A 20,674-nucleotide genomic window follows, 5' to 3' on the forward strand; every position below is an offset into this window, starting at 1 on the left:
TACCGAGGGCGGAAGCCGCCCGTCCGTACGAACACAGGAGCGGGGACATGGATCTGACGGAAATGGCGTCGGTGGGCGGGTTCTTCGCGCTGCGCACCCGGGCGCCGGACGGCGGCGGCCACGTCCCGCTCGCACGGGTCTACGCGGGCGACACGGCCCCGCTGACGTTCCGCGTCGACAAGGTCGCCGCGCGGCTGCGCGCCCCCGAGCGCAGGGTCGCCGCCTCGATCGCGCATCTCGGCCTCGCCGCCCGGCTGTGGTCGCTCGCCCTGGGACCGGCCGCGCTGTACGGAGAGTTCCCCGACCTCCCGCCGGACGCACTGCGGTGGGACGCCGACCTGACGTCGCCGGACGACCTGTGGCTGGCGACGCCGCCGCGCATGCTGTCCGCGACCGCCGACCGCATCCGCGAGGTGGTCCAGTACGGCCATCTCGTACCGCTCGCGGACGCGCTGCGCCAAGACGGCCGCGTCTCGTCCCCGCTGCTGTGGGGCAACGCGGGTTCGGCGCTGGCCGGCGCCGCCCGCGAACTCCACGCCTGGGCACGGAAGAACGGCCGCCCGGAGGTGGGGGAGCGGGCCCTGGCGCTGGCCGCCGAGCTCTTCCGCCACCCCGGCCTGCGGACCACCGGCGTCCTGTCCCCGGACGGCGCGTCCTTCCGCCGCCGCAGCTGCTGCCTCTACTACCGCTGCCCGTCCGCGGGTCTGTGCGGGGACTGCGTGTTCGACCGCCCTCCGTCGCAGTCTTCCGCACAGCGCGCATCTGAGTGACCATCGGGGGAAGACGACGGGAGACCGCGACGCAGACGACGGGGGGACCGCGATGAAGGTGGGGCTGCTCACCCGTGAGTATCCGCCGGACGTCTACGGCGGAGCCGGCGTCCATGTGGAGTTCCTGGCACGCGAGTTACGCTCCCTCGTCGACGTGCGAGTGCACTGCTGGGGCACAGGCGCGGGCCCGGGAACAGGGACCGGCACCGGCCCGGACGTCGCGGAGGGCGGCGGCGTCCTGCGCCACCGCCCCGACCCCGCCCTGGACCGCGCGAACGACGCCCTGCGCACCTTCTCCGCCGACCTGTCGATGGCAGCGGCCCTCGAAGGGTGCGACCTGGTCCACTCCCACACCTGGTACGCCAACCTCGCAGGCCACTTCGGGAAGCTGCTGTACGGCATCCCGCACGTCATGACCGCGCACTCGCTGGAGCCCCTGCGCCCCTGGAAGGCCGAGCAACTGGGCGGCGGCTACGCCCTGTCCGGCTGGGCCGAGCGCACCGCGATCGAGTCGGCCGACGCCGTGGTCGCCGTCTCGCACGGCATGCGCGCCGACATCCTGAGCAGCTACCCGGCGCTCGACCCCGACCGGGTGCGCGTCGTGCACAACGGCATCGACACCTCGCTCTACCGGCCCGACCCGCACACGGACGTACTGGAGCGCGTCGGTATCGACCGGCAGCGCCCGTACGCCCTGTTCGTCGGCCGCATCACCCGCCAGAAGGGCGTGCCCCACCTGCTGCGGGCGGCCCGCCGGCTCGACCCGGCCACGCAGCTCGTCCTGTGCGCCGGGGCCCCCGACACCCCGGAGATCGAGCGGGAGTTCCGCGAACTCGTCGACGAGCTGCGCCGCACCCGCGACGGCGTGCACTGGATCGAGCGGATGCTGCCGCGCCCGGACGTCGTCCAACTCCTCACCCACGCCGCCGTGTTCGTCTGCCCCTCGGTGTACGAACCGCTGGGCATCGTCAACCTGGAGGCGATGGCGTGCGGCACGCCCGTCGTCGCCTCGGCGGTCGGCGGCATCCCCGAGGTCGTCGAGCACGACGGCACCGGTCTGCTCGTCCCGTACGACGAGGCGGACCCCGAGGGCTTCGAGTCGGGTCTCGCGGACGCGGTCGACCGCCTGACCGGCGACCGGCGGACAGCGTCGCGGATGGGTGAGGCGGGCCGCCGGCGTGCCGTGCGGGACTTCGGCTGGGACGCCGTCGCCCGCCGCACGGCCGGGGTGTACGAGGAGATTCTCAAGTCCGGACAGTGACGAGCAGGGGCGGCAGATGCGTGGTGGACCTTCGGTGCTCGGGATCGTACTGGCAGGCGGGGAGGGCAAACGGCTGATGCCGCTGACCGCCGACCGGGCCAAACCGGCGGTGACGTTCGGCGGCACGTACCGGCTCGTCGACTTCGTCCTGTCGAACCTGGTGAACGGCGACATCATGCGCAACTGCGTGCTGACGCAGTACAAGTCGCACTCGCTCGACCGCCATGTGACCACCACCTGGCGGATGTCCAGTCTCCTCGGCAACTACGTCACGCCGGTCCCCGCCCAGCAGCGGCTCGGTCCGCGCTGGTACCTGGGGAGCGCCGACGCGATCCTCCAGTCGCTCAACCTCGTCCACGACGAACAGCCCGACTACATCGCCGTGTTCGGGGCCGACCACGTCTACCGCATGGACCCCCGGCAGATGCTGCAGCGCCACATCGAGAGCGGCGCGGGCGTCACGGTCGCCGGCATCCGGGTACCGCGCACCCAGGCGTCGTCCTTCGGTGTCATCACACCCGCGTCCGACGGGGACAGGATCGAGCAGTTCCTGGAGAAGCCCGCCGATCCGCCGGGCCTGCCGGACGACCCGGACCGGGTCTTCGCCTCCATGGGCAACTACATGTTCACCGCCAAGGTGCTCGTCGACGCCCTGTACCAGGACGCCGAGGACGAGAACTCGGTGCACGACATGGGCGGCTCCATCGTGCCCATGCTCACCGGGCGCGGAGTGGCACAGGTCTACGACTTCGACGACAACCACGTGCCCGGGGAGACGCCGCACGAGCACGGCTACTGGCGCGACGTCGGCACCCTCGACACGTACTACGACGCCCACATGGACCTCATCTCGGAGCAGCCGCAGTTCACCCTGCACAACCGCCGCTGGCCCGTCTACACCCACCCCGGCCAGCTGCCGCCCGCCCGCTTCGTGTCCGGCGGCATCGCGGGCGAGTCGATCGTCAGCGCGGGGTGCCTCATCCGCGGCCAGGTCACCCGCTCCGTGCTGTCGCCGGGAGTGGTGGTGGAGGAGGGCGCCGTGGTGCAGGGCTCCGTGCTGCACGACAACGTCCGCATCGGCAGGGGAGCGGTCGTCAGAGGCGCGATACTCGACAAGAACGTCGACGTACCGCCCGGGGCGACGATCGGCGTGAACCGGGAGCGCGACCAGCAGCTCTACACCGTCTCGAAGAACGGCGTCATCGCGCTCGGCAAGGGGCAGGTGGTGTCGTAACCGGACCGGCCCCCCTCTCCGCCCTCGCCCCCCGGTTGTGAGATACGTCGCTGCGCGCCCTCCGTGGGGGCGGAGGGTTTGGCACCGGGCGCCCCGCTTACGTAAAGTTCGGATTTTGTACTCCCCAGCACGAGCGACACGAGGACAGCAGCGGCGATGACGGTGACAGAGGACAGTCCGGCGGCGTTCGGCGACACCCCGGACGGCGGCCAGGACAGCCCGGTGTTCGGTCCCGGCATCGACCCGGACCGCATGGCCGTCTGCCTGAGCGTGCTCGACGAGCTCGACAAGCTGGACGTCGACCACCCCGACGCCATCGCGGTACGCCGCGCCACCGCCGGCATCTACCGGACCGTGAAGCAGCGCCGCCGCCAGGAGCGCCGCGCCGCCAAGACCGCCCACGACCGGGCCGTCACCCACGCCACCGCCACCGGCTCCGCCGAGCGCATCGACGACGAGACGCAGGGCCTCCTGCCGTCCTCCTCGGCCGCCGCCGAGATCGCGGGCATACTCCAGCGCCCCCGGTCCTGCTACATCTGCAAGACCCGGTACGTCGAGGTCGACGCCTTCTACCACCAGCTGTGCCAGAAGTGCGCCGCCGAGAACCGCGCCCGCCGCGACGCCCGCACCGACCTGACCGGCCGGCGCGCCCTGCTCACCGGCGGCCGCGCCAAGATCGGCATGTACATCGCGCTGCGGCTGCTGCGCGACGGCGCGCACACCACCATCACCACGCGCTTCCCGAACGACGCGATCCGCCGCTTCAAGGCGATGCCGGACAGCGACGAGTGGATCCACCGTCTCAAGATCGTCGGCATCGACCTGCGCGACCCGGCCCAGGTCGTGGCGCTCGCCGACTCGGTCGCGGCCGAGGGCCCGCTCGACATCCTGATCAACAACGCCGCGCAGACGGTACGCCGCTCCCCGCGCGCGTACAGCGAGCTGATCGGCGCCGAGTCCGCCCCGCTGCCCGCCGGTGAGCTGCCCGCCTCCGAGGTCATCGGCGCCTTCGGCTCCGGCGCCCAGCTCTCCCTGCCCACGGCCCGCCCCGAGGGGCTCACGGCCCAGCAGGTCACCGACCTGGCCCTGGTCACGGGCTCGACGTCCCTCGCCCGGATCGAGGCGGGCACGGCGATCGACGCGGGCGGGCTCGTACCCGACCTGGACGACACCAACAGCTGGATCCAGACAGTTTCCGAGGTCGATCCGGTCGAGCTGCTCGAAGTGCAGCTGTGCAACTCGACGGCGCCGTTCATCCTGATCAGCCGGTTGCGCCCGGCGATGGCCGCGGCCGCCGCCCAGCGCAAGTACGTGGTGAACGTCTCCGCGATGGAGGGCGTCTTCAGCCGCGGCTACAAGGGCGCAGGCCACCCGCACACCAACATGGCCAAGGCCGCGCTGAACATGCTCACCCGCACCAGCGCCCAGGAGATGCTGGAGACCGACGGCATCCTGATGACCGCCGTCGACACCGGCTGGATCACCGACGAACGCCCGCACCCCGACAAGATGCGGCTCGCCGAGGAGGGCTTCCACGCCCCGCTCGACCTGATCGACGGCGCGGCCCGCGTCTACGACCCGATCGTGCGCGGCGAGGGCGGCGAAGACCTCTTCGGCGTCTTCCTCAAGGACTACGCCCCCGCCAACTGGTAGGAAGCGGGCAGCGGCCCGGTGCCCGGAGGTCCGGTGGGTGATGGCGCGTCACATGCGCCTTCACCCACCGGACTTCTGCGTCGGGGCGGCCCGCCCCGGGGCCGGCCGCCGGTCCTCGGCCGGCCCCGGCCCGCTCGTGCGCCGGGGGCGACAGGCCGAAAGGTGACGGAATCCATCGAGCGGAAGCGTGCTCATATGGGTACTCTGTTGGTCACGGACAGCCCCACCAAGGCCACTCCAGTGTGAGTAACCGGCGCCACCGCGACCGAACTGCCCCAACTTTCCTGACCCGTCGGGGGCGTCCGGTCGTCACCGGTAGCCACCGGCCGAGGCCGTGGCACCACGTCCGACGGGTTACGCGACACAAAGGAGTGCGCGGTGACACCAGAGATGACACAGCAGGACAATCGGCTGCGTGAACGTGGCGAAGGGGCCGGTCAGGCCCGACGCCGGCGGCCCGATGAGCTCGGCAGCCTCGAAGTGTGGTCCCGGTCGGCCCCGATCAGGCTGGCGGGGTACGAAGAGGACCTGGCGGAGCCGCACATCCTCCCGGGAATCGACTGAGCGGGGCGCCGTCCTCCGGTGCCGTCCCGCCGGTGCCGTCCCCCTGCCGTTGTTCCCCTGCCGGACCGACTCGGTCCGGCAGGGGAACAACGGCAGTCAGCGCGCGGCGCCCGCACCGGCGACGTACGCCAGCACCTCGTCCGCCAGCTTCCGTGAGGGCAGCTCGCCGTCGAGGAGGACGGTGTCGAGCGGCAGGGTGTCGACGGCGGCCACGCACTCGGGAATCCGGGCCCTGCACCACGCCCGGGCCCTCTCGGAGCGTTCGGGATCGTCCGGCGCGACACTGCGGGCGTCGATGCGGCGGGCCAGCTCCTGGGGCGAGACCTCGAGGAAGAAGTGGTGGACGCTCGCGCCGGCGTCCTGGAGACCGCCGAAGATCTCGGCGGTGTACCGCGGATCGACCAGCGTCATCGGCACGAGCACAGGGCGCTCGTACGCTTCGAGCAGGCCCACGGCCAGACCGGCCACCTGGCGGCGCCACAGCGGCAGGTCCTGGAAGTCGCCGGTCGGCACCTCGACGATGTCGCGGAGCAGGTAGCCGACCCGTTCGGGGTCGAAGACCAGAGCGTCCGGCAGGCGTCGGCGCAACTCCTCGACGAGCGTCGTCTTCCCGCTCCCGAAGGCGCCGTTCACCCAGATGATCACGCGTATCTCCTCTGCTCTCCCTGCTTCCCGGCTCCCCGCCTCGGCCGTCGGCCGGGTCTCTCAGCGCGGGCGGCCGGCGGCCGGGGGCTCGACCTCCAGGAAGCGCCGCCGCCGCGGCCCCCGGTACAGCAGGGCCGTCCAGCCGAGACGGCCGAGCTCGGCGGCGCACCCGGTCAGCGCCTCCTGCTCCTCCTGGGCGGCGCCGCTGCCCGGCGGGCCGAGCCACTCCACCCGGACCGTCCCGAGGCGCTCGCCGGGGCCGACGCGGTAGCCGGTCGCGGTGCGCGCGCCGGCCTCGTCGACGGCGGAGGGGGCGATGCCCGCCGCCTCCAGGGCCAGGGCCACCGACCGCACGGCCTGGTTGACCTCCCAGGCGGCGGGGACGGCCTCGGGATCGTCGGTCTCCGTGTTCGTCAGGCGCCTGATCTGCATCAGCCCCGCGAACGCGACCCGCACCTCGGCGGCCCGCCGCCCGTCCGGCGCGGCGGGCGCGGGCCCGTCACCGGTGGCCGCGTCGAACGCTCCCGCCGCCGTCATCGTCCCCGCCCCCTCGCTGTCCAGCGTTCCGGACGGCCGATTCTGTCAGGACGACGCCCTGCGGGCGAGAGCCGTCGGCGGCCGGAAGTCGCGTACGAGCGTACGGTGCCACCAGGCGTGCGTGGCCCGCAGTTCGCGCCAGGTGGTGAAGCGGTAGCGGTAGACACGGGCCCGGACGTAGGTGGGCGGGGCGTCGGGGAAGGGATTGACGCGCAGCAGCCGCAGCGTCGCCGGATCGCCCGTGAGCAGCCGCTCGACGAACGGGTCGAACCAGACGCGCGCGTAGGCGGGGGAGAGCGCCGCGAACCACATCATCCAGTCGAGGCGCAGGTGGTACGGCGCGAACTGGCGCGGCAGCCTGCGCGGGTCGCCGGGCTTCCCCTTGAACTCGTACGCGCGCCACACCGTGCCCCGGTGCACCACGGGTTCGTCCGTACCCTCGACGACGATCTCCTGGCGGACGCGGCTGATGCTCCCGAACGCGCCGTACGCGTTGACCAGGTGGAGCGGGTCGTACGAGCGGTTCATCGCCTGGCGCCGCGAGAACAGGTTGCGCGCGGGCCGGTGGCTGAGGGCCAGCAGCAGCGCGGTGACGGCGACGACCAGCACCTCGTACCAGAGCGGGGGAGGGGGCAGGGCGGGCGCGGTGGTCCAGGGCGAGAAGTCGATCACCGACAGCGCGAGGACGATCGTCAGCCAGTTCAGCCAGGCGAAATTGCCGGAGAGCACCAGCCACAGCTGGGTCAGGACCATCACGCCGGCCGCCGCGCCCGCGACCGGCTGCGGGGTGAAGAGCAGCACCGGGACGAGGAGCTGGGTCACGTGGTTGGCCGCCACCTCGACGCGGTGCAGCGGCTTCGGGAGGTGGTGGAAGAACCAGCTCAGCGGGCCCGGCATCGGCTGCGTCTCGTGGTGGAAGTCCAGGCAGGTCAGCTTCCGCCAGCACAGGTCGCCGCGGAGTTTGATCAGCCCGGCGCCGAACTCCACCCGGAACAGCACCCAGCGCAGCAGCCACAGCACCAGCACGGGCGGGGCGGTGCGCTCGTTGCCGAGGAAGACCGCCAGGAAACCGGCCTCCAGGAGCAGGGACTCCCAGCCGAAGGCGTACCAGGTCTGCCCGACATTGACGATGGACAGGTACAGCGCCCACAGCGCCGCCCACATCAGCATCGCGGTCCACAGCGGCAGCCGGTCCGCCGCGCCCGCGACGAGCGCCGCCGCGAGGAGCACGCCCGCCCACGCGCACCCCGCGAAGAAGCGGTCCGAGTAGTGGAGGTGGAAGAGGGTCGGTGACTGCCGCCAGGACACCCGCCGGAGGTACTGCGGCACCGGCAGCATGCCCCGGGAGCCGATCAGCGCACGGAACTGCAGCGCCGCCGCGAGAAAGGCGACCAGGTAGACGGCGGCCAGGCCCCGCTGGAAGACCAGCCGGCTCAGCCAGTAGTCGGGCTCGGTGAACCACTCCATCCCGCCCATTATCGGCGTACGGACCCTCCCGTGGCGATCCGCCGGAGGGTCCTGCCGAGGTGGCGGGCGTACCAGCGCTGGCAGACGGGCACGAGGGGTCCGGCGAGCCGGGTGTACCAGCGGGCCGGGCGGCTGAAGGCGGTGACGGTGAACCACACCGTCCCGTCGTCCGCCAGCTCCACGACGAACGACTCCTCGCCGCACTCCGGGTGCCCGCCGGCCGTGCCGTACGCGAACCCGGTCCGGTCCTTCCCGTACGCCGTCCAGACCACCACGCACGGTGCGGTCAGCCGCAGCGGTCCGACGCCGATCGCGCATTCGACGGCCGCGCCGGGCTCGGCCCGCGCGGCGCCGGCCCGTACCCTCACGCCCGACGCGCGGTGCAGCCGCCAGGTGGTCACCGCCCTGCCCGCCGCCTCGAAGGCGGCGCGTCCCGTGCCCACGGGCACGCGGTGGCGCAGGTGGTGGTAGCCGGCGGGCAGGGTCTCCTGCCGGGTGGCGCCGGCCTCGGGGTAGGTGAAGGTGCTCATGCGGTGTTCTCCTTGTCGAGTGGTCGGTCGAGTCGCCGCCAGGCCAGCACCGCGCACAGTGCGAAGCCCAGCGCGTTGCCCAGGCCGTGGGTGGCGGCCATCCAGGCCAGGCCGGGGTGCGGAAGACCGGTCGCCTCGCCGAGCGCCCAGCTGAGGGCGAGCAGCATCGTCGCGACCAGGACGGCGGCCGAGACGGTGAGCAGCGTGCGGGTCGTCCGGTCCTGCCGGTCGTCGCGTACGTCCTGCCAGGTCAGCAGCGCCACCGCCCACATGCCGGCGGTCAGTACGACGGTTCCGGCGAGCTCGGCCCAGTCGTCGACGAAGTACCCGGCGAGGACCAGCAGGGTGCCGAGCGGCACGCTCAGCGCCGCGAACCGGCCGACGGGGCGCTGTGCGGCCGCCCGGCAGACGAGCCCCGCCACCAGTGCGGCGGCGAAGCCGGCGAAGTGGAAGTGCGGGACGGTGAGCGCCAGGATTTCGAGGTCGAAGCCGAAGAGCTCGTGTCCGCCGCGCTCGGCGACCAGGGCGAGCCCGGCGACCGAGGGCGCCGCGAGCGCGGTGAGCACGGCGATCTCGGCGGGGGCGAGGGAGCGGGTGCGCAGGAGCCGCGCCGGGGCGTGCAGCGCGAGAGCGAGCGTGCCGAGGGCGTACACCGCGGCGAGCGCGGCCGCGGTCCCGCCGCGCGGCAGCCACAGGGCGGTGGCCCCGGGCGCCGCGAGCAGCGGCCACAACCGCCGGATGCGGTGGAGCGCGGGCGAGCCGACGAGGCGCAGCCCCAGGGGGATCACGACCAGCATGCCGAGCATCACGATCAGATCGACCAGCACGGACATCGTGGAACCCCCAGAGTTGAACATGTTCAATTTGCTTCCCGAGGTGACCGTACGGCACTTTTTGAACACGTTCAAGTCGTCGATCCGTCTTCGGCCCGGACGGAAGGAGGCGCTCATGCGCCCGGTGGCTCCGGCCGCTGCGGCAGCCGGCCGTCTCGCGCACTACGCGGTCTCCGGAGTGGTCGGTGGTCTGATCGTCCGGGGAGCCTCGAAGCGCCTTCCCGACGCGAAACCCGTCGCCCGCAAAGCCCTGATCGGTGGCATCGCGAACGGCATCGCCGCCGGGCGGTGGTCCGCCCCGGCCGCTGAAGAGGCCCGGCCCAAGGCGGGGGGCATGCTCGCGGAAGGCCGGGCCGGCCCGGGTGAGGAGGTACCGCCGCCCTCCGCGGTCCGCGTCGAGGACCACGACCACGGACACGAGCACTGATCATGACCGGCGTGGTCGTGTGCTCCGTCGCCGCGGGCCGGGCGCGGCTGTCCGTTCCCCGGGTACGGGCCCGCCCGGGGGAACGGGACTGGCCGACGAACGCCTGACCGGCATCGAGGGGTTCCGCGCGCTGCGGATCTTCCCGCGTACCGGCAGCGTCGTGATCCGGGTGGCGCCCGGCCGGCTGGACGTGGACCGGCTGGTGGCCGCGCTCGAAGAAGCTCCGCCCGCTTCCGCGCCGGCCGCGCCCACCCGCTGCGGCCCGGCCCCTTCACCGGCGAGGCCGCCCGGCCGGTGGCCGGGGCCCGGCCACCGGCGTCAACCTGCTCGGCCTCCTCGCCGGCGCCGGGGGATCGACGACCCCCGTCCTCGCGGCCCTGCCGCACACCACCAGCAGCATCGCGGTGGTCGCGAACTCGCCCCGCCGCACCCCGCACCGCACCCCGCACCTGCCGCGCGAGCCCGACGGAGCGCTGAAGGCCGCGCCGCTGGAGGACCGCCGGGTGCGCTGAGCGCGGGGACCGGGGCAGCCGGGGCGGTCCGGCGGGTGCTCCCCGGCCGCTCCGCGGTCCGCCGTCCCGCATGCGCGCCTTCCGGGCTGCGCCTAGCGTGGGGCGCATGGAAGCGGGCGCAGGGGGTGGTGAGGAGGCGGCGGGAACGTGCTGCTGCGAGGAGCGGGAATCCGGCGTGACGTGCTGCTTCTTCGAGACGTACGGGCCCGCGCTCGGCCTGGGCGGATTCGACTGGGACCTCGACAGCGGACTCATGCGGATGGGCGATTCCGCCCTCGGCGTGTTCGACCTGCGGCGTGACGAGTACGCCGGCCGCCCGGAGGGGCTCGCGGTGCGCGTGCACCCGACCGAGGCCGTCCGGCTGGACACCCTGGTCTCCGAGGCGCTCAAGAACGGCAGTTCCACGTACGGCGCCTACTTCCGCATCCGCCGCCGCGACGGAGTCCTGCGCTGGACCCACACCCAGGGCCGCATACACCGCGACGCCACCGGCCGGCCGCGCCGCATCACCGGCATCGTCCGCGACGCCACCCAGGAGCTCGCCGAAGCCGCCGACCGGTTCGTGCAGGACGCGCAGCGGCGCCGCAGGACCAGCATCGTCGAGGGCACCACGGCCGCCCTCGCCCACGCGCGCACCGTGAAGGACGTCATCGACGCGCTCAACGACTCCCAGAGCCTGGAGAGCCTCGGGGCGGCCAGCCTGGTGATGGGGCTGGTCGAGGCCGGCCGCATCCATCTCGTCGCCGACGGCCCCGAAGGCTCCTTCGTGCCCGGCACCCGCTACACCCGCATCGACGAGCAGTACCCGATGAGCGAGGTGGTCCGTACCCTCGTGCCCCGCTTCATCGAGTCACCGGAGGAGTTCGCCGCCTCCTACCCGGTCCTGTGGCCGCACATCAGCAGACTCGGCATCACCTCGGCCGCCTACATGCCGCTGATCGCCCAGGCCCGCCCGGTCGGCGCGCTCGGTCTGCTCTACAGCGACCGGGACGGATTCACCCCCGACGAGCGCAACGTCCTGATCGCGCTGGGCAGCAGCATCGCGCAGAGCCTCCAGCGGGCCATGCTCTTCGAGCAGGACAAGGACCTGGCCGAAGGTCTCCAGCAGGCCATGCTGCCGCGCCGCATCCCCTCCGTCCCCGGCGCCCAGATCGCGGTCCGCTACCGCTCGGCCCGCCTCGGCCGCGACATCGGCGGCGACTGGTACGACGTGATCCCGCTGCCGAACGGACGCGTCGGCGCGGTCATCGGCGACGTACAGGGCCACGACACCCACGCCGCCGCCGTCATGGGGCAGCTGCGCATCGTGCTGCGCGCGTACGCCGCCGAGGGGCACACCCCCGCGACGGTGATGGCCCGCGCCTCCGTCTTCCTCGACGAGCTGGACACCGACCGCTTCGCCACCTGTACGTACGCCGAGGCCGACCTGACCACCGGAGTGATGCAGGTCGTCCGGGCCGGGCACCTCGACCCGCTGCTGCGCCACGCCGACGGCGCGTGCCGCAGGCTGCCCGTCGCCGGTGGCATGCCGCTCGGCCTCTCCGCGGAGTTCGGGCAGCTCGAATACCCGGTCACCACCGTCGAACTCGACCCGGGACAGACCCTGGTGCTGTGCACCGACGGTCTCGTGGAGCTGCCGGGCACGGACCTCGACGAGGGCATGCAGATGCTGTCCGCCCTGGTCCGCACCGGCCCCCAGGACCTCCAGCAGCTGGCCGACACCCTGTGCGAAGTGGTCGACGAGCGCGGCGGCGAGGACGACGTGGCGCTGCTGCTCCTGCGCCGCAGGGGAGTGGACGTACCGCAGACGGGCGGACGCCTCCAGCAGCACGTCGCGCAGAACGACCCCGAGGCCCTCAGCTCGGCGCGGCACATGGTCCGTGCGGCGGTACGGGCCTGGGGCGCCCGGGAGCGTGCGGACGAGATCGAGCTGGCCGCCGACGAGCTGATGACCAACGCGCTGCTGCACACCGACGGCGGGGCCGTCGTCTCCGCCCGGGTGCTGGCCGGGGCGCAGCGCAGGCTGCGGATCGAGGTGGAGGACCGCTCCAGCGCGCTGCCGCGCCGCCGGGAGGCGGGCGAGGCGGGCGTGTCGGGGCGGGGGCTGATGCTGGTCGACCGGCTGGCGGACGTGTGGGGCGTGGAGTCGCGGGGGAGCGGCAAGTGCATCTGGTGCGAGTTCGTCGTGCCCGACCGGCTTTGAGCGCTCCTGACCGTACTGTTCGGTAACGGTACGTGTTTCAGTCATAATTGACCGTAACCGGCCGTTCGGGATTGACTGCGCTCCCCTACCTGCTCCGATGACGTGAGGGCTACTTGAGCACCGAGCTTCTGGCACCTCTTGACCTGGCGTTCTGGCACCTCGAATCCACCGAACACCCCATGCACCTCGGCGCGCTCGCCCTCTTCGAGGGCGACGGCGGCAACGACGCCGATTCCGTCGTGAAGCTGCTCGCCGAGCGCGCCGCCGCGATCCCCCGGCTGAAAATGCGGGTACGCGGCGTCCTGCTGCCCATCGGCGGCGCGGCCTGGTCCACGGCCAAGGACTTCGACGTACACCGGCACGTCCGGCACGTCCGGCTGCCCGACGGCGACTTCGCGGCCCACGCCACCCACCTCGCCGGCGAGCTGATGGAGCAGCCGCTCGAACGCGGTCTGCCGCCCTGGGAGATGTACGTCCTGACCGGCGCGGAGCCCGGCGCGTTCGCCGTACTCGTGAAGCTGCACCACGCCCTGGCCGACGGCATGCGCGCCGTCGCCATCGGCGCCGGCATCTTCGACCAGATCGCGGGAGCGGGCGCGGCGGGCGCCCGGCGGGAGCGCAGCGTGCCGCCCCGGTCGTGGCTGCCCGGCCCGCACCAGGTCGTCGGCTTCGCCCGCGACCGCCTGGAGGAGGTGGGCCGGGCCGTCGGCATCGGCGCGTCCGTGGTGCGGGCCAGCAGGTTCGACCTGTGGGGCGACAGCGCCTTCGCGGCGGGTTCCAGCGGCACGCGCCGGCTCGGCACCGCCGTGCTGGATCTCGACGACGTGCTGAAGATCCGCCGGGTGGCGCGCGGCACGGCGAACGACGTGCTGCTCGCCGTCGTCGCCGGCGCCCTGCGCCGCTGGATGCTGGAGCGCGGCGAACCGCTGCCCGGCGCGGACCCGCGCGCCCTGGTACCCGTCTCCCGGCGGCGCCCGGGCAGCCCCGCGGCCTCCGGCAACAGACTCTCGGCGTACCTCCTCGGCCTGCCCGTCTCCGAGCCGGACGCCTGGACGCGGCTCACGGCGGTCCGCCGGGCCATGGACCGGAACAAGGCCGAAGGGCCGGGACGCGGCGCCGGAGCGGTCGCCGTCCTGGCCGACCACCTCCCGCCGCTCGCCCACCGGTTCGGCGCCCCGATCGCGGGCGGCGCGGCCCGGATGCTCTTCGACGTACTCGTCACGAGCGTGCCGCTGCCCCGCTCCACGCTCTCGCTGGGCGGCAGCCCGCTGCGCGCGATCTACCCGATGGCGCCGCTGGCCCGCGGCCAGTCGCTGGCCGTCGCCCTTTCGACGTACGGCGGCCGGGTGCACATCGGCCTCGTCGCGGACGCCGAGGCGGTGCCCGACCTGGACCGGCTGGCCGGGGGCATGACCGACGAACTGGCGGCCCTCCTGCGGGCCGCCACGGGCTGAGGCGCGCCACGGGCCGGGGCGCGCCGTCGGCCGGGGCGCGGACCTCGAAGCGACCGCTCTCGTCCCCGCACAGCGCCCGCAGCGCCGTACCGCCCCGCGTGCGCAACGGCTCCGCGTGGCCCTCGACGCCCCGGTTCCCGTGGCAGTCCGCGGGCGCCGCCCAGATGGTGACCGTCTGCTCCTCGCCGCCCTTGCCGACGGCGACCGGTCCGCAGGCCGGCGGCCCCCGGGCCCGGGCCACCCCGAGGCCGGCCCCCGCCCCCCGACCGCGCTCCTGAGCGCCACGGACGCCGAGACCCCGGAGGCCGGGGACGGTGGCGGCGTACCGCTGAACCACGCCCCACCGCCATTGCCGTCACGGGCCCGGCGGCGACCGGCGCCGTGGCGAGCGGCCGGTCCAGCAGACCGGGCGACGGCCGCTCGGGCACGACGCGTACGCCGGTGCTCCCGCCGGGGGCAGGCGTACGCGGCCGGCGACGGCTCGACTCCGGCGAACCCGCCGAGCCGCACGGCGCACGTCGCGCGGCCGGCCGGTCGACCTCGGACACGGAATCCGTGGGGGGCCGCTCGCACCGGGAGGCGGACCGGCCGGACGCGGAAGAAGGCCGGGCCCGTATGTCCAGGTCACCCGAGCTGCTCCTACACTCCGGACCATGTTGCGTGCACTGGCTGTCGACGACGAACGACCGGCGCTGGAGGAACTCCTCTACCTGCTGCGTGCCGATCCCCGGGTCCGCAGCGCCGAAGGGGCCACCGACGCCACCGAGACCCTCCGCCGGATCAACCGCGCACTCGACGCGGGGCCCGACGGCGACGACGCCATCGACGTCGTCTTCCTCGACATCCACATGGCCGGACTCACCGGCCTCGACGTCGCCCGGCTCCTCGCCGGGTTCGCCCGCCCGCCGCTCATCGTCTTCGTCACCGCCCACGAGGGCTTCGCCGTCCAGGCCTTCGACCTCAAGGCCGTCGACTACGTGCTCAAGCCGGTCCGCAGGGAGCGCCTCGCCGAGGCCGTGCGCCGCGTCTGCGACCAGGTCGAAGCGGGCCGCGCGCCCACGGCGGCGCCGCCCTCGCCCGCCGCCTTGCCGCACACCGCCGCCGACCAGATCCCCGTCGAACTGGGCGGTGTCACCCGCTTCATCCCGATCGGCGACATCACGTACGCCGAGGCCCAGGGCGACTACGCCCGCCTCCACACGCACGCCGGCAGCCACCTCGTCCGCATCCCGCTCTCCACCCTGGAGGAGCGCTGGGCCGCCCGCGGCTTCGTCCGGATCCACCGGCGCCACCTCGTCGCCCTGGGCCGCATCGACGAACTGCGGCTGGACGCCGGGGCGACGACCGTACGCGTCGGCGACGCCGAACTCGCGGTGAGCCGCCGCCACGCGCGCGAGCTCCGCGACCTGCTGATGCGCCGCGCGCGCGGCTGACCGCCGGCCCTGTCCGGACCGCCGTTCACCGCCGTACACCTGCCGCCCGCCGACCCGGACCCGCCGACGGCCCGCGTCGCCCCGCGCGTCGCCTACGCTCGGTCGGGCCACCGTCCCGAGGAGCCCGATGTCCGAACTCGACGCGCTGCTGGAGGAGCTCCGCGGCCTGCCGTCGACCCGGCCGTCCGACGCAGGCGACCTCGAAGCGCTGCTGACCGGGGTCAGGAGCGCGGCGGGCCGCTGGGCCGATGTGCTGTACGAGGTGCAGGAGTCCGCGCGGAGCATCGCCGGGCCGCGCACCGCCGCCGCCCTGGAGATCGCCTTCCGCAGGGCCGAGGAGTCGTACGTCGAGCTGGAATTCGCGCTGCGCGACTGCGTCCGCACGACCGGCCGCCACCAGCTCGGCCGCTGACCCTACCCACCGTAATCACCGCTGCGTAGACTCGCGCCGATGTCCCCAGACCAGCCGCCCGCAGACCAGCCGCCACCAGCTCGGCCGCGGCCCCGCCGCGAAACCGTCACCGGAGTGCCCCGCAGCGCCCGCCGGCCGCCCGGGCACGCCCCGGCGCGGTCCGAGATCACCGAGCAGACCACCCTGGGAGCGACGTACGTCCGCTCCCTGATGCGCAGCCAGCTGCGGACGGCACTGATCTCGCTGGGCGCGCTCACGCTCCTCGTCGGCTCGCTGCCCCTGCTCTTCGCGCTGCCGGAGGTCTTCACCGCCTCCGACCTGCCGTCACCCGCCCCCTTCGTCTGGGCGGTGCTCGGCGTGGCGGTCTACCCGGTCATGTGGCTGATCGCCCGCTGGTACGTCCGGCGCGCGGAGCGGGGCGAGCGCGCGTTCAGCAGGCTCGTCGAAGGGCGCTGAGTGAACCAGGCGTACGCGGTGGCCGCCGTCACCGCCGTCGTGCTCGCCACCGTGCTCATCGGCGCGCTCGGCCTGCGCATATCCCGCACCACCTCGGACTTCTACGTCGCGTCCCGCAGCGTCAAGCCCGGCCTGAACGCCGCCGCCATCAGCGGCGAGTACCTCTCCGCCGCCTCCTTCCTCGGCGTCGCGGGCCTGGTCCTCCTCCAGGGCCCCGAAATGCTCTGGTACCCGGTCGGCTACACCGCCGGGTACCTCGTCCTCCTCGTCCTCGTCGCGGCCCCGCTGCGCCGCTCCGGGGCGTACACCCTCTCCGACTTCGCCGAGGCCCGCCTCGAATCCCCGCAGGTCCGCAAGCTCGCCAGCCTCTTCGTCGTCGGCATCGGGTGGCTCTACCTGCTGCCCCAGCTCCAGGGCGCCGGCCTGACCCTGGAGATACTCACCGGAGCGCCCGACTGGGTCGGCGGCCTCGTCGTGGCGCTCGTGGTGACCGGGGCGGTGGCGGCGGGCGGGATGCGCAGCATCACCTTCGTGCAGGCCTTCCAGTACTGGCTCAAGCTCACCGCGCTGCTGGTGCCCGCGCTCTTCCTCACCGCCGCGTGGCTGGGCGACGGCGCCCCGCGCGCCCGGTTCGCGGAGCCCGCGACCTTCCGCGCGTACACGGAGGTACGGATCGACGACACCGTACGCATCGACCTCGCCCGGCCGCTGCGCGTCACCGCCACCGGCACCGTCGACGGCCGGCGCCACGACGGCGCGTCCCTCGCCCTCGACGCGGGTGTCCACCGCATCGGCGCGGGCACGCGGCTGGGCTTTCCCGCGCACGCCCAGGTCCCGCAGAAGGCGGGCGCCGAGCGGACGGGCGCGTCCAGCTGGTCCCAGCCGCCGGCCGGCAGCCGCGAGGAGCACCCGCTGTACGCGACGTACGGACTGATCCTCGCCACCTTCCTCGGCACCATGGGGCTGCCGCACGTCGCCGTGCGCTTCTACACCAGCCCCAACGGCACCGCCGCCCGCCGCACCACCCTCGTCGTCCTCGGCCTGGTCGGCGTCTTCTACCTGCTGCCCCCGGTGTACGGCGCGCTCGGCCGGATCTACGCCCCCGAGCTGTCCCTCACCGGGGAGGCGGACGCCGCCGTGCTCGTCCTGCCCGACCGCATGATCGGCGGCGTCGGCGGCGACCTGCTCGGGGCGCTGCTCGCGGGCGGGGCGTTCGCGGCGTTCCTGTCCACCGCGTCGGGGCTGACCATGTCGGTCGCGGGCGTCCTGACCCAGGACGTCCTCCCGCCCCGCGGCGTACGGCACTTCCGGCTCGCCACCGTCATCGCCATGGCGGTGCCGCTCGGCCTGGGCATCATGACGGTCGACGTGCCGGTCGCCGACGCCGTGGGCCTGGCCTTCGCCGTGTCCGCGTCCTCCTTCTGCCCGCTCCTCGTCCTCGGCATCTGGTGGCGGGGGCTCACCCCGCCGGGCGCCGTGGCCGGTCTTGTCGTCGGCGGCGGGGCCGCGCTGACCGCCGTCATGGCGACCCGGGCGGGGCTCCCGGCGGACGGCTGGCCGCACTCGCTGCTGGCCTGGCCCGCCGTCTGGTCGGTGCCGCTCGGTTTCCTGACGATGGTCCTGGTGTCGCTGGCGACCCGGGACCGCATACCCGCTTCGACCGCCGCCACCCTGGCCAGACTTCACCTGCCGGAGGACCTGATGACGAAGGCCGACACGGGAGCGGGCGGGCGACGATGACCGGAATCGACCTCGCGTCGCTGGCCGCCGCCGGCGCCGTGCTTCTCGCCGTGGGCGTCGTGCTCGGCCGGGTCACCGCCGACCGCGGGCGCGGCGAGGACCTCGACCTCGGGACGCCCGTCGAGCGCGCCACCTTCCACACCCTGCACACCGCCTCGCTGGCCGCGCCCCCGCTGCGCGCCGGCCTCACAGAGGAGACCGCCCGCAAGGCCGCCCGCCGGCTGCGTTCCCTGCTCGGCACCGAGGCCCTGTGCCTCACCGACCGCGAGTCCGTGCTCGCGTGGGACGGGCCCGGCGGCGATCACCACAGAGAGCTGGTGATGCGGCGGGTACGGGAGATGCTCGACTCCGGGCGGAGTCAGAGCCTGCGCAGCGACTGCGACGACCTCCAGTGCCCGCTGCGGTGGGTGGTGATCGCGCCGCTGACCGGTGAGGAAGGGGTGCTGGGCGCGCTCGTCGCGTACGGATCGCGGGAGTCGGCCGTCCTGGCGAGAGCCGCCACCGAGGTGGCCCGCTGGGTGTCCGTACAGCTGGAACTGGCCGAGCTCGACCGCTCACGCACCCGGATCGTCGAGGCGGAGATCCGCGCCCTGCGCGCCCAGATATCGCCGCACTTCATCTTCAACTCGCTCGCCGCCATCGCCTCGTTCGTCCGCACCGACCCCGAGCGCGCCCGCGAACTGCTCCTGGAGTTCGCGGACTTCACCCGCTACTCCTTCCGCCGGCACGGCGACTTCACCCGCCTCGCCGACGAGCTGCGCTCCATCGAGCAGTACCTGGCGCTGGCCGGGGCCCGCTTCGGCGACCGCCTCAAGGTGACGCTCCAGGTGGCTCCCGAGGTGCTGCCGGTCGCGCTGCCCTTCCTCTGCCTCCAGCCGCTCGTCGAGAACGCCGTCAAGCACGGTCTGGAGGACTCCAGGGACGAGTTCAAGGTCACCATCGCCGCCCGGGACGCGGGCGCCGAGGCCGTGGTCGTCATCGAGGACAACGGCGTCGGCATGGACCCGGAGCGGCTGCGGCGGATTCTCGCGGGCGAGCAGACCACCTCGTCCGGCATCGGCCTGTCCAACGTCGACGAGAGGCTGCGCCAGGTGTACGGGGACGACTACGGCCTCGTGATCGAGACGGGCGTGGGCGCGGGCATGAAGATCACGCTGCGGTTTCCCAAGTACCGCGCGGGGGTGCACCCGGCCGCGCCCGCCGGGCCCGGTCATGACCGGGATCAGAAGAGGTGGATGGCGAGATGACCGAGCGGCAGCCCCAGCTGCCAGGCCGGGGTCCACACCTGCTCGCTCTCGTCCACGCCGAGACCCGCCGCCCGGTGCGAGGGGAGCGCGTCGCCGAGGTCGGCGGCGAGGAGCTCCGTCTCGCTGAGCCACCGCCATGACGCCAGGGCCAGCTCCAGATCGGGGCTGACCACCGCCACCTCCCCGCGGCGGGGCCCGGCGGTGCGGTCGGCGAACCGCTCCCGCACCCATGACTCCCAGGGATGGCCGTACGTGGTGAGCGAGAGCCACTCGTCGAGGCCGGAGACGACGCGGATGCCCGACAGCTCGTCCGAGCTGTCGGACAGATAGATGGTGAGCGCCAGGGTCTCCCGGCCGGCCCTGAACTCCAGCGTGCCGGACGGGACCAGACTGCCCGTCCGCAGCAGCTCCTCGGCGATGTACTCGGCGTACAGCCAGGCCATCGGTACCGCGATCTTCTCTCCGCTGGTGCCATTCGTACTCTCGGGCGGCACAGCACTCCACCTTCTCCCGCACTGATCTGTCCTGTGTTTCCTGGGGGCACCGCCGAGCTTTCACTCTCGAAGACGCACAGCGGGCCGTCTTTACTCAACTTGGCGCTGTCGTTTCGAAATCGGCCTGCTCTGCACGGGTACGGGAGGGGGAGGACGTGTCCAGCGGTGCGGGCGGGACGAGGGTGCCTCAGGCGGCGTCGCGACCGTATCCGGGAAGCACCTTACGCAGGGCGCGCAGAGCGTAGTACGTACGGGACTTGACCGTGCCCGCCGGTATGCCGAGCGCTTCGGACGCCTCCGCCACGGACCGGCCGCGGAAGTAGACCTGTGTCAGCACCTCGCGGTGCTCGCACCGCAGCGCCTTGACGGCCTCGCGCACATCGAGAGCCGTCACCGAGCGCTCCACGTGGTCGTCGGGGAGCGCGGACTGTTCGAGTACGTCGCACCCGACCTCGTGCGGCCTCGCCCGCCTCGCCCGCCCGGCGTCGATCGCGAGCCTGCGACCCACCGTGAAGAGCCAGGGGCGCATCGAGCCGTGGTCGCTCGACAGCGCCTCCGGATGCTGCCAGGCCCGTACCAGGGTTTCCTGGAGGAGGTCCTCGGCGCGCTGGCGGTCCCCGTACGTGAGGCCCAGCAGAAAGCCGAACAGCGCCCTTCCGTGTTCGCGCTGGAGGTCGGCGATGGCTCGTTCGTGGAGGTGCTGTTCGAGGGAGGAGGGCACCGTTGACGTCCCTTCGGGAGACCGGGTGGCCGTTGGCCGGACGGCGGCGAAGATATCCGCCGCCCGGCGGATGCGCGGCGG

Annotated in this window: 20 protein-coding genes; 13 read left to right on the forward strand and 7 right to left on the reverse strand. The window is 73.5% G+C overall.

Annotated features, from left to right (window positions below; all coding sequences use genetic code 11):
* Positions 1-47: 47 nt before the first annotated feature.
* The 5 genes from ACWDZ4_RS16705 (at position 48) to ACWDZ4_RS16725 (ending at position 5,482) form a co-directional block, all read left to right on the forward strand.
* Entirely contained in the window at positions 48-770 is a 723-nt protein-coding gene (locus ACWDZ4_RS16705; RefSeq protein WP_451509131.1) for a (2Fe-2S)-binding protein, read from the forward strand.
* Between the two features lie 52 nt (positions 771-822).
* A complete protein-coding gene (glgA, locus tag ACWDZ4_RS16710; RefSeq protein WP_451509132.1) occupies positions 823-2,031 on the forward strand; it encodes a glycogen synthase in 1,209 nt (402 codons plus the stop codon).
* A gap of 16 nt (positions 2,032-2,047) precedes the next feature.
* Entirely contained in the window at positions 2,048-3,265 is a 1,218-nt protein-coding gene (gene glgC, locus ACWDZ4_RS16715) for a glucose-1-phosphate adenylyltransferase (protein WP_451509133.1), read from the forward strand.
* Between the two features lie 156 nt (positions 3,266-3,421).
* Positions 3,422-4,918 (forward strand): SDR family NAD(P)-dependent oxidoreductase, encoded by a 1,497-nt coding sequence (locus ACWDZ4_RS16720; protein ID WP_451509134.1) that lies wholly within the window; start codon positions 3,422-3,424, stop codon positions 4,916-4,918.
* Between the two features lie 378 nt (positions 4,919-5,296).
* Positions 5,297-5,482 carry a hypothetical protein gene (locus tag ACWDZ4_RS16725; protein WP_451509135.1) on the forward strand — a complete coding sequence of 62 codons (186 nt, stop codon included), beginning with the start codon at positions 5,297-5,299 and terminating at the stop codon, positions 5,480-5,482.
* Between the two features lie 96 nt (positions 5,483-5,578).
* Here the strand turns inward: ACWDZ4_RS16725 and ACWDZ4_RS16730 are convergent, their stop codons facing one another.
* Genes ACWDZ4_RS16730 through ACWDZ4_RS16750 form a run of 5 tightly spaced genes read right to left on the reverse strand, consistent with a single transcriptional unit; the run spans position 5,579 to position 9,494 of the window.
* Positions 5,579-6,127 (reverse strand): AAA family ATPase, encoded by a 549-nt coding sequence (locus ACWDZ4_RS16730; protein WP_451509136.1) that lies wholly within the window; start codon positions 6,125-6,127, stop codon positions 5,579-5,581.
* Positions 6,128-6,187: 60 nt separating this feature from the next.
* A complete protein-coding gene (locus tag ACWDZ4_RS16735) occupies positions 6,188-6,664 on the reverse strand; it encodes a hypothetical protein (protein WP_451509137.1) in 477 nt (158 codons plus the stop codon).
* 45 nt (positions 6,665-6,709) lie between these two features.
* The gene (locus tag ACWDZ4_RS16740) at positions 6,710-8,131 is read right to left on the reverse strand and encodes a lipase maturation factor family protein (protein ID WP_451509138.1); all 1,422 of its coding nucleotides are present in this window, start codon (positions 8,129-8,131) and stop codon (positions 6,710-6,712) included.
* A gap of 8 nt (positions 8,132-8,139) precedes the next feature.
* Positions 8,140-8,661 carry a DUF1990 family protein gene (locus ACWDZ4_RS16745; RefSeq protein ID WP_451509139.1) on the reverse strand — a complete coding sequence of 174 codons (522 nt, stop codon included), beginning with the start codon at positions 8,659-8,661 and terminating at the stop codon, positions 8,140-8,142.
* Positions 8,658-9,494, reverse strand: coding sequence for a YndJ family protein (locus tag ACWDZ4_RS16750; protein ID WP_451509216.1), 837 nt, complete (start codon positions 9,492-9,494; stop codon positions 8,658-8,660). Before ACWDZ4_RS16750 ends, ACWDZ4_RS16745 begins: the two co-directional genes overlap by 4 nt.
* A gap of 115 nt (positions 9,495-9,609) precedes the next feature.
* Between ACWDZ4_RS16750 and ACWDZ4_RS16755 the strand changes: the two genes are divergently transcribed.
* The 8 genes from ACWDZ4_RS16755 (at position 9,610) to ACWDZ4_RS16790 (ending at position 19,378) form a co-directional block, all read left to right on the forward strand.
* On the forward strand, positions 9,610-9,921 hold the full coding sequence (locus tag ACWDZ4_RS16755) for a DUF1490 family protein (RefSeq protein WP_451509140.1): 312 nt from the start codon (positions 9,610-9,612) through the stop codon (positions 9,919-9,921).
* 765 nt (positions 9,922-10,686) lie between these two features.
* Complete coding sequence (locus tag ACWDZ4_RS16760) at positions 10,687-12,636, forward strand: SpoIIE family protein phosphatase (protein ID WP_451509217.1); 1,950 nt, start codon at positions 10,687-10,689, stop codon at positions 12,634-12,636.
* Between the two features lie 113 nt (positions 12,637-12,749).
* The gene (locus ACWDZ4_RS16765) at positions 12,750-14,090 is read left to right on the forward strand and encodes a wax ester/triacylglycerol synthase family O-acyltransferase (RefSeq protein WP_451509141.1); all 1,341 of its coding nucleotides are present in this window, start codon (positions 12,750-12,752) and stop codon (positions 14,088-14,090) included.
* A gap of 653 nt (positions 14,091-14,743) precedes the next feature.
* Entirely contained in the window at positions 14,744-15,523 is a 780-nt protein-coding gene (locus tag ACWDZ4_RS16770; RefSeq protein WP_451509142.1) for a LytR/AlgR family response regulator transcription factor, read from the forward strand.
* Between the two features lie 127 nt (positions 15,524-15,650).
* Positions 15,651-15,935, forward strand: coding sequence for a hypothetical protein (locus ACWDZ4_RS16775; protein WP_451509143.1), 285 nt, complete (start codon positions 15,651-15,653; stop codon positions 15,933-15,935).
* 39 nt (positions 15,936-15,974) lie between these two features.
* A complete protein-coding gene (locus ACWDZ4_RS16780) occupies positions 15,975-16,391 on the forward strand; it encodes a hypothetical protein (protein ID WP_451509144.1) in 417 nt (138 codons plus the stop codon).
* A complete protein-coding gene (locus ACWDZ4_RS16785) occupies positions 16,392-18,131 on the forward strand; it encodes a sodium/solute symporter (protein WP_451509145.1) in 1,740 nt (579 codons plus the stop codon).
* Positions 18,128-19,378 carry a sensor histidine kinase gene (locus ACWDZ4_RS16790; RefSeq protein ID WP_451509146.1) on the forward strand — a complete coding sequence of 417 codons (1,251 nt, stop codon included), beginning with the start codon at positions 18,128-18,130 and terminating at the stop codon, positions 19,376-19,378. Before ACWDZ4_RS16785 ends, ACWDZ4_RS16790 begins: the two co-directional genes overlap by 4 nt.
* Here ACWDZ4_RS16790 and ACWDZ4_RS16795 read toward each other — a convergent pair.
* Positions 19,354-19,821, reverse strand: a complete 468-nt coding sequence (locus ACWDZ4_RS16795; protein ID WP_451509218.1) for a hypothetical protein — start codon at positions 19,819-19,821, stop codon at positions 19,354-19,356. The genes ACWDZ4_RS16790 and ACWDZ4_RS16795 overlap by 25 nt on opposite strands.
* A 238-nt stretch (positions 19,822-20,059) precedes the next feature.
* Positions 20,060-20,593, reverse strand: a complete 534-nt coding sequence (locus ACWDZ4_RS16800; RefSeq protein WP_451509147.1) for a sigma-70 family RNA polymerase sigma factor — start codon at positions 20,591-20,593, stop codon at positions 20,060-20,062.
* Positions 20,594-20,674: the final 81 nt, after the last annotated feature.

The organism is Streptomyces sp. NPDC003016, assembly GCF_053591455.1.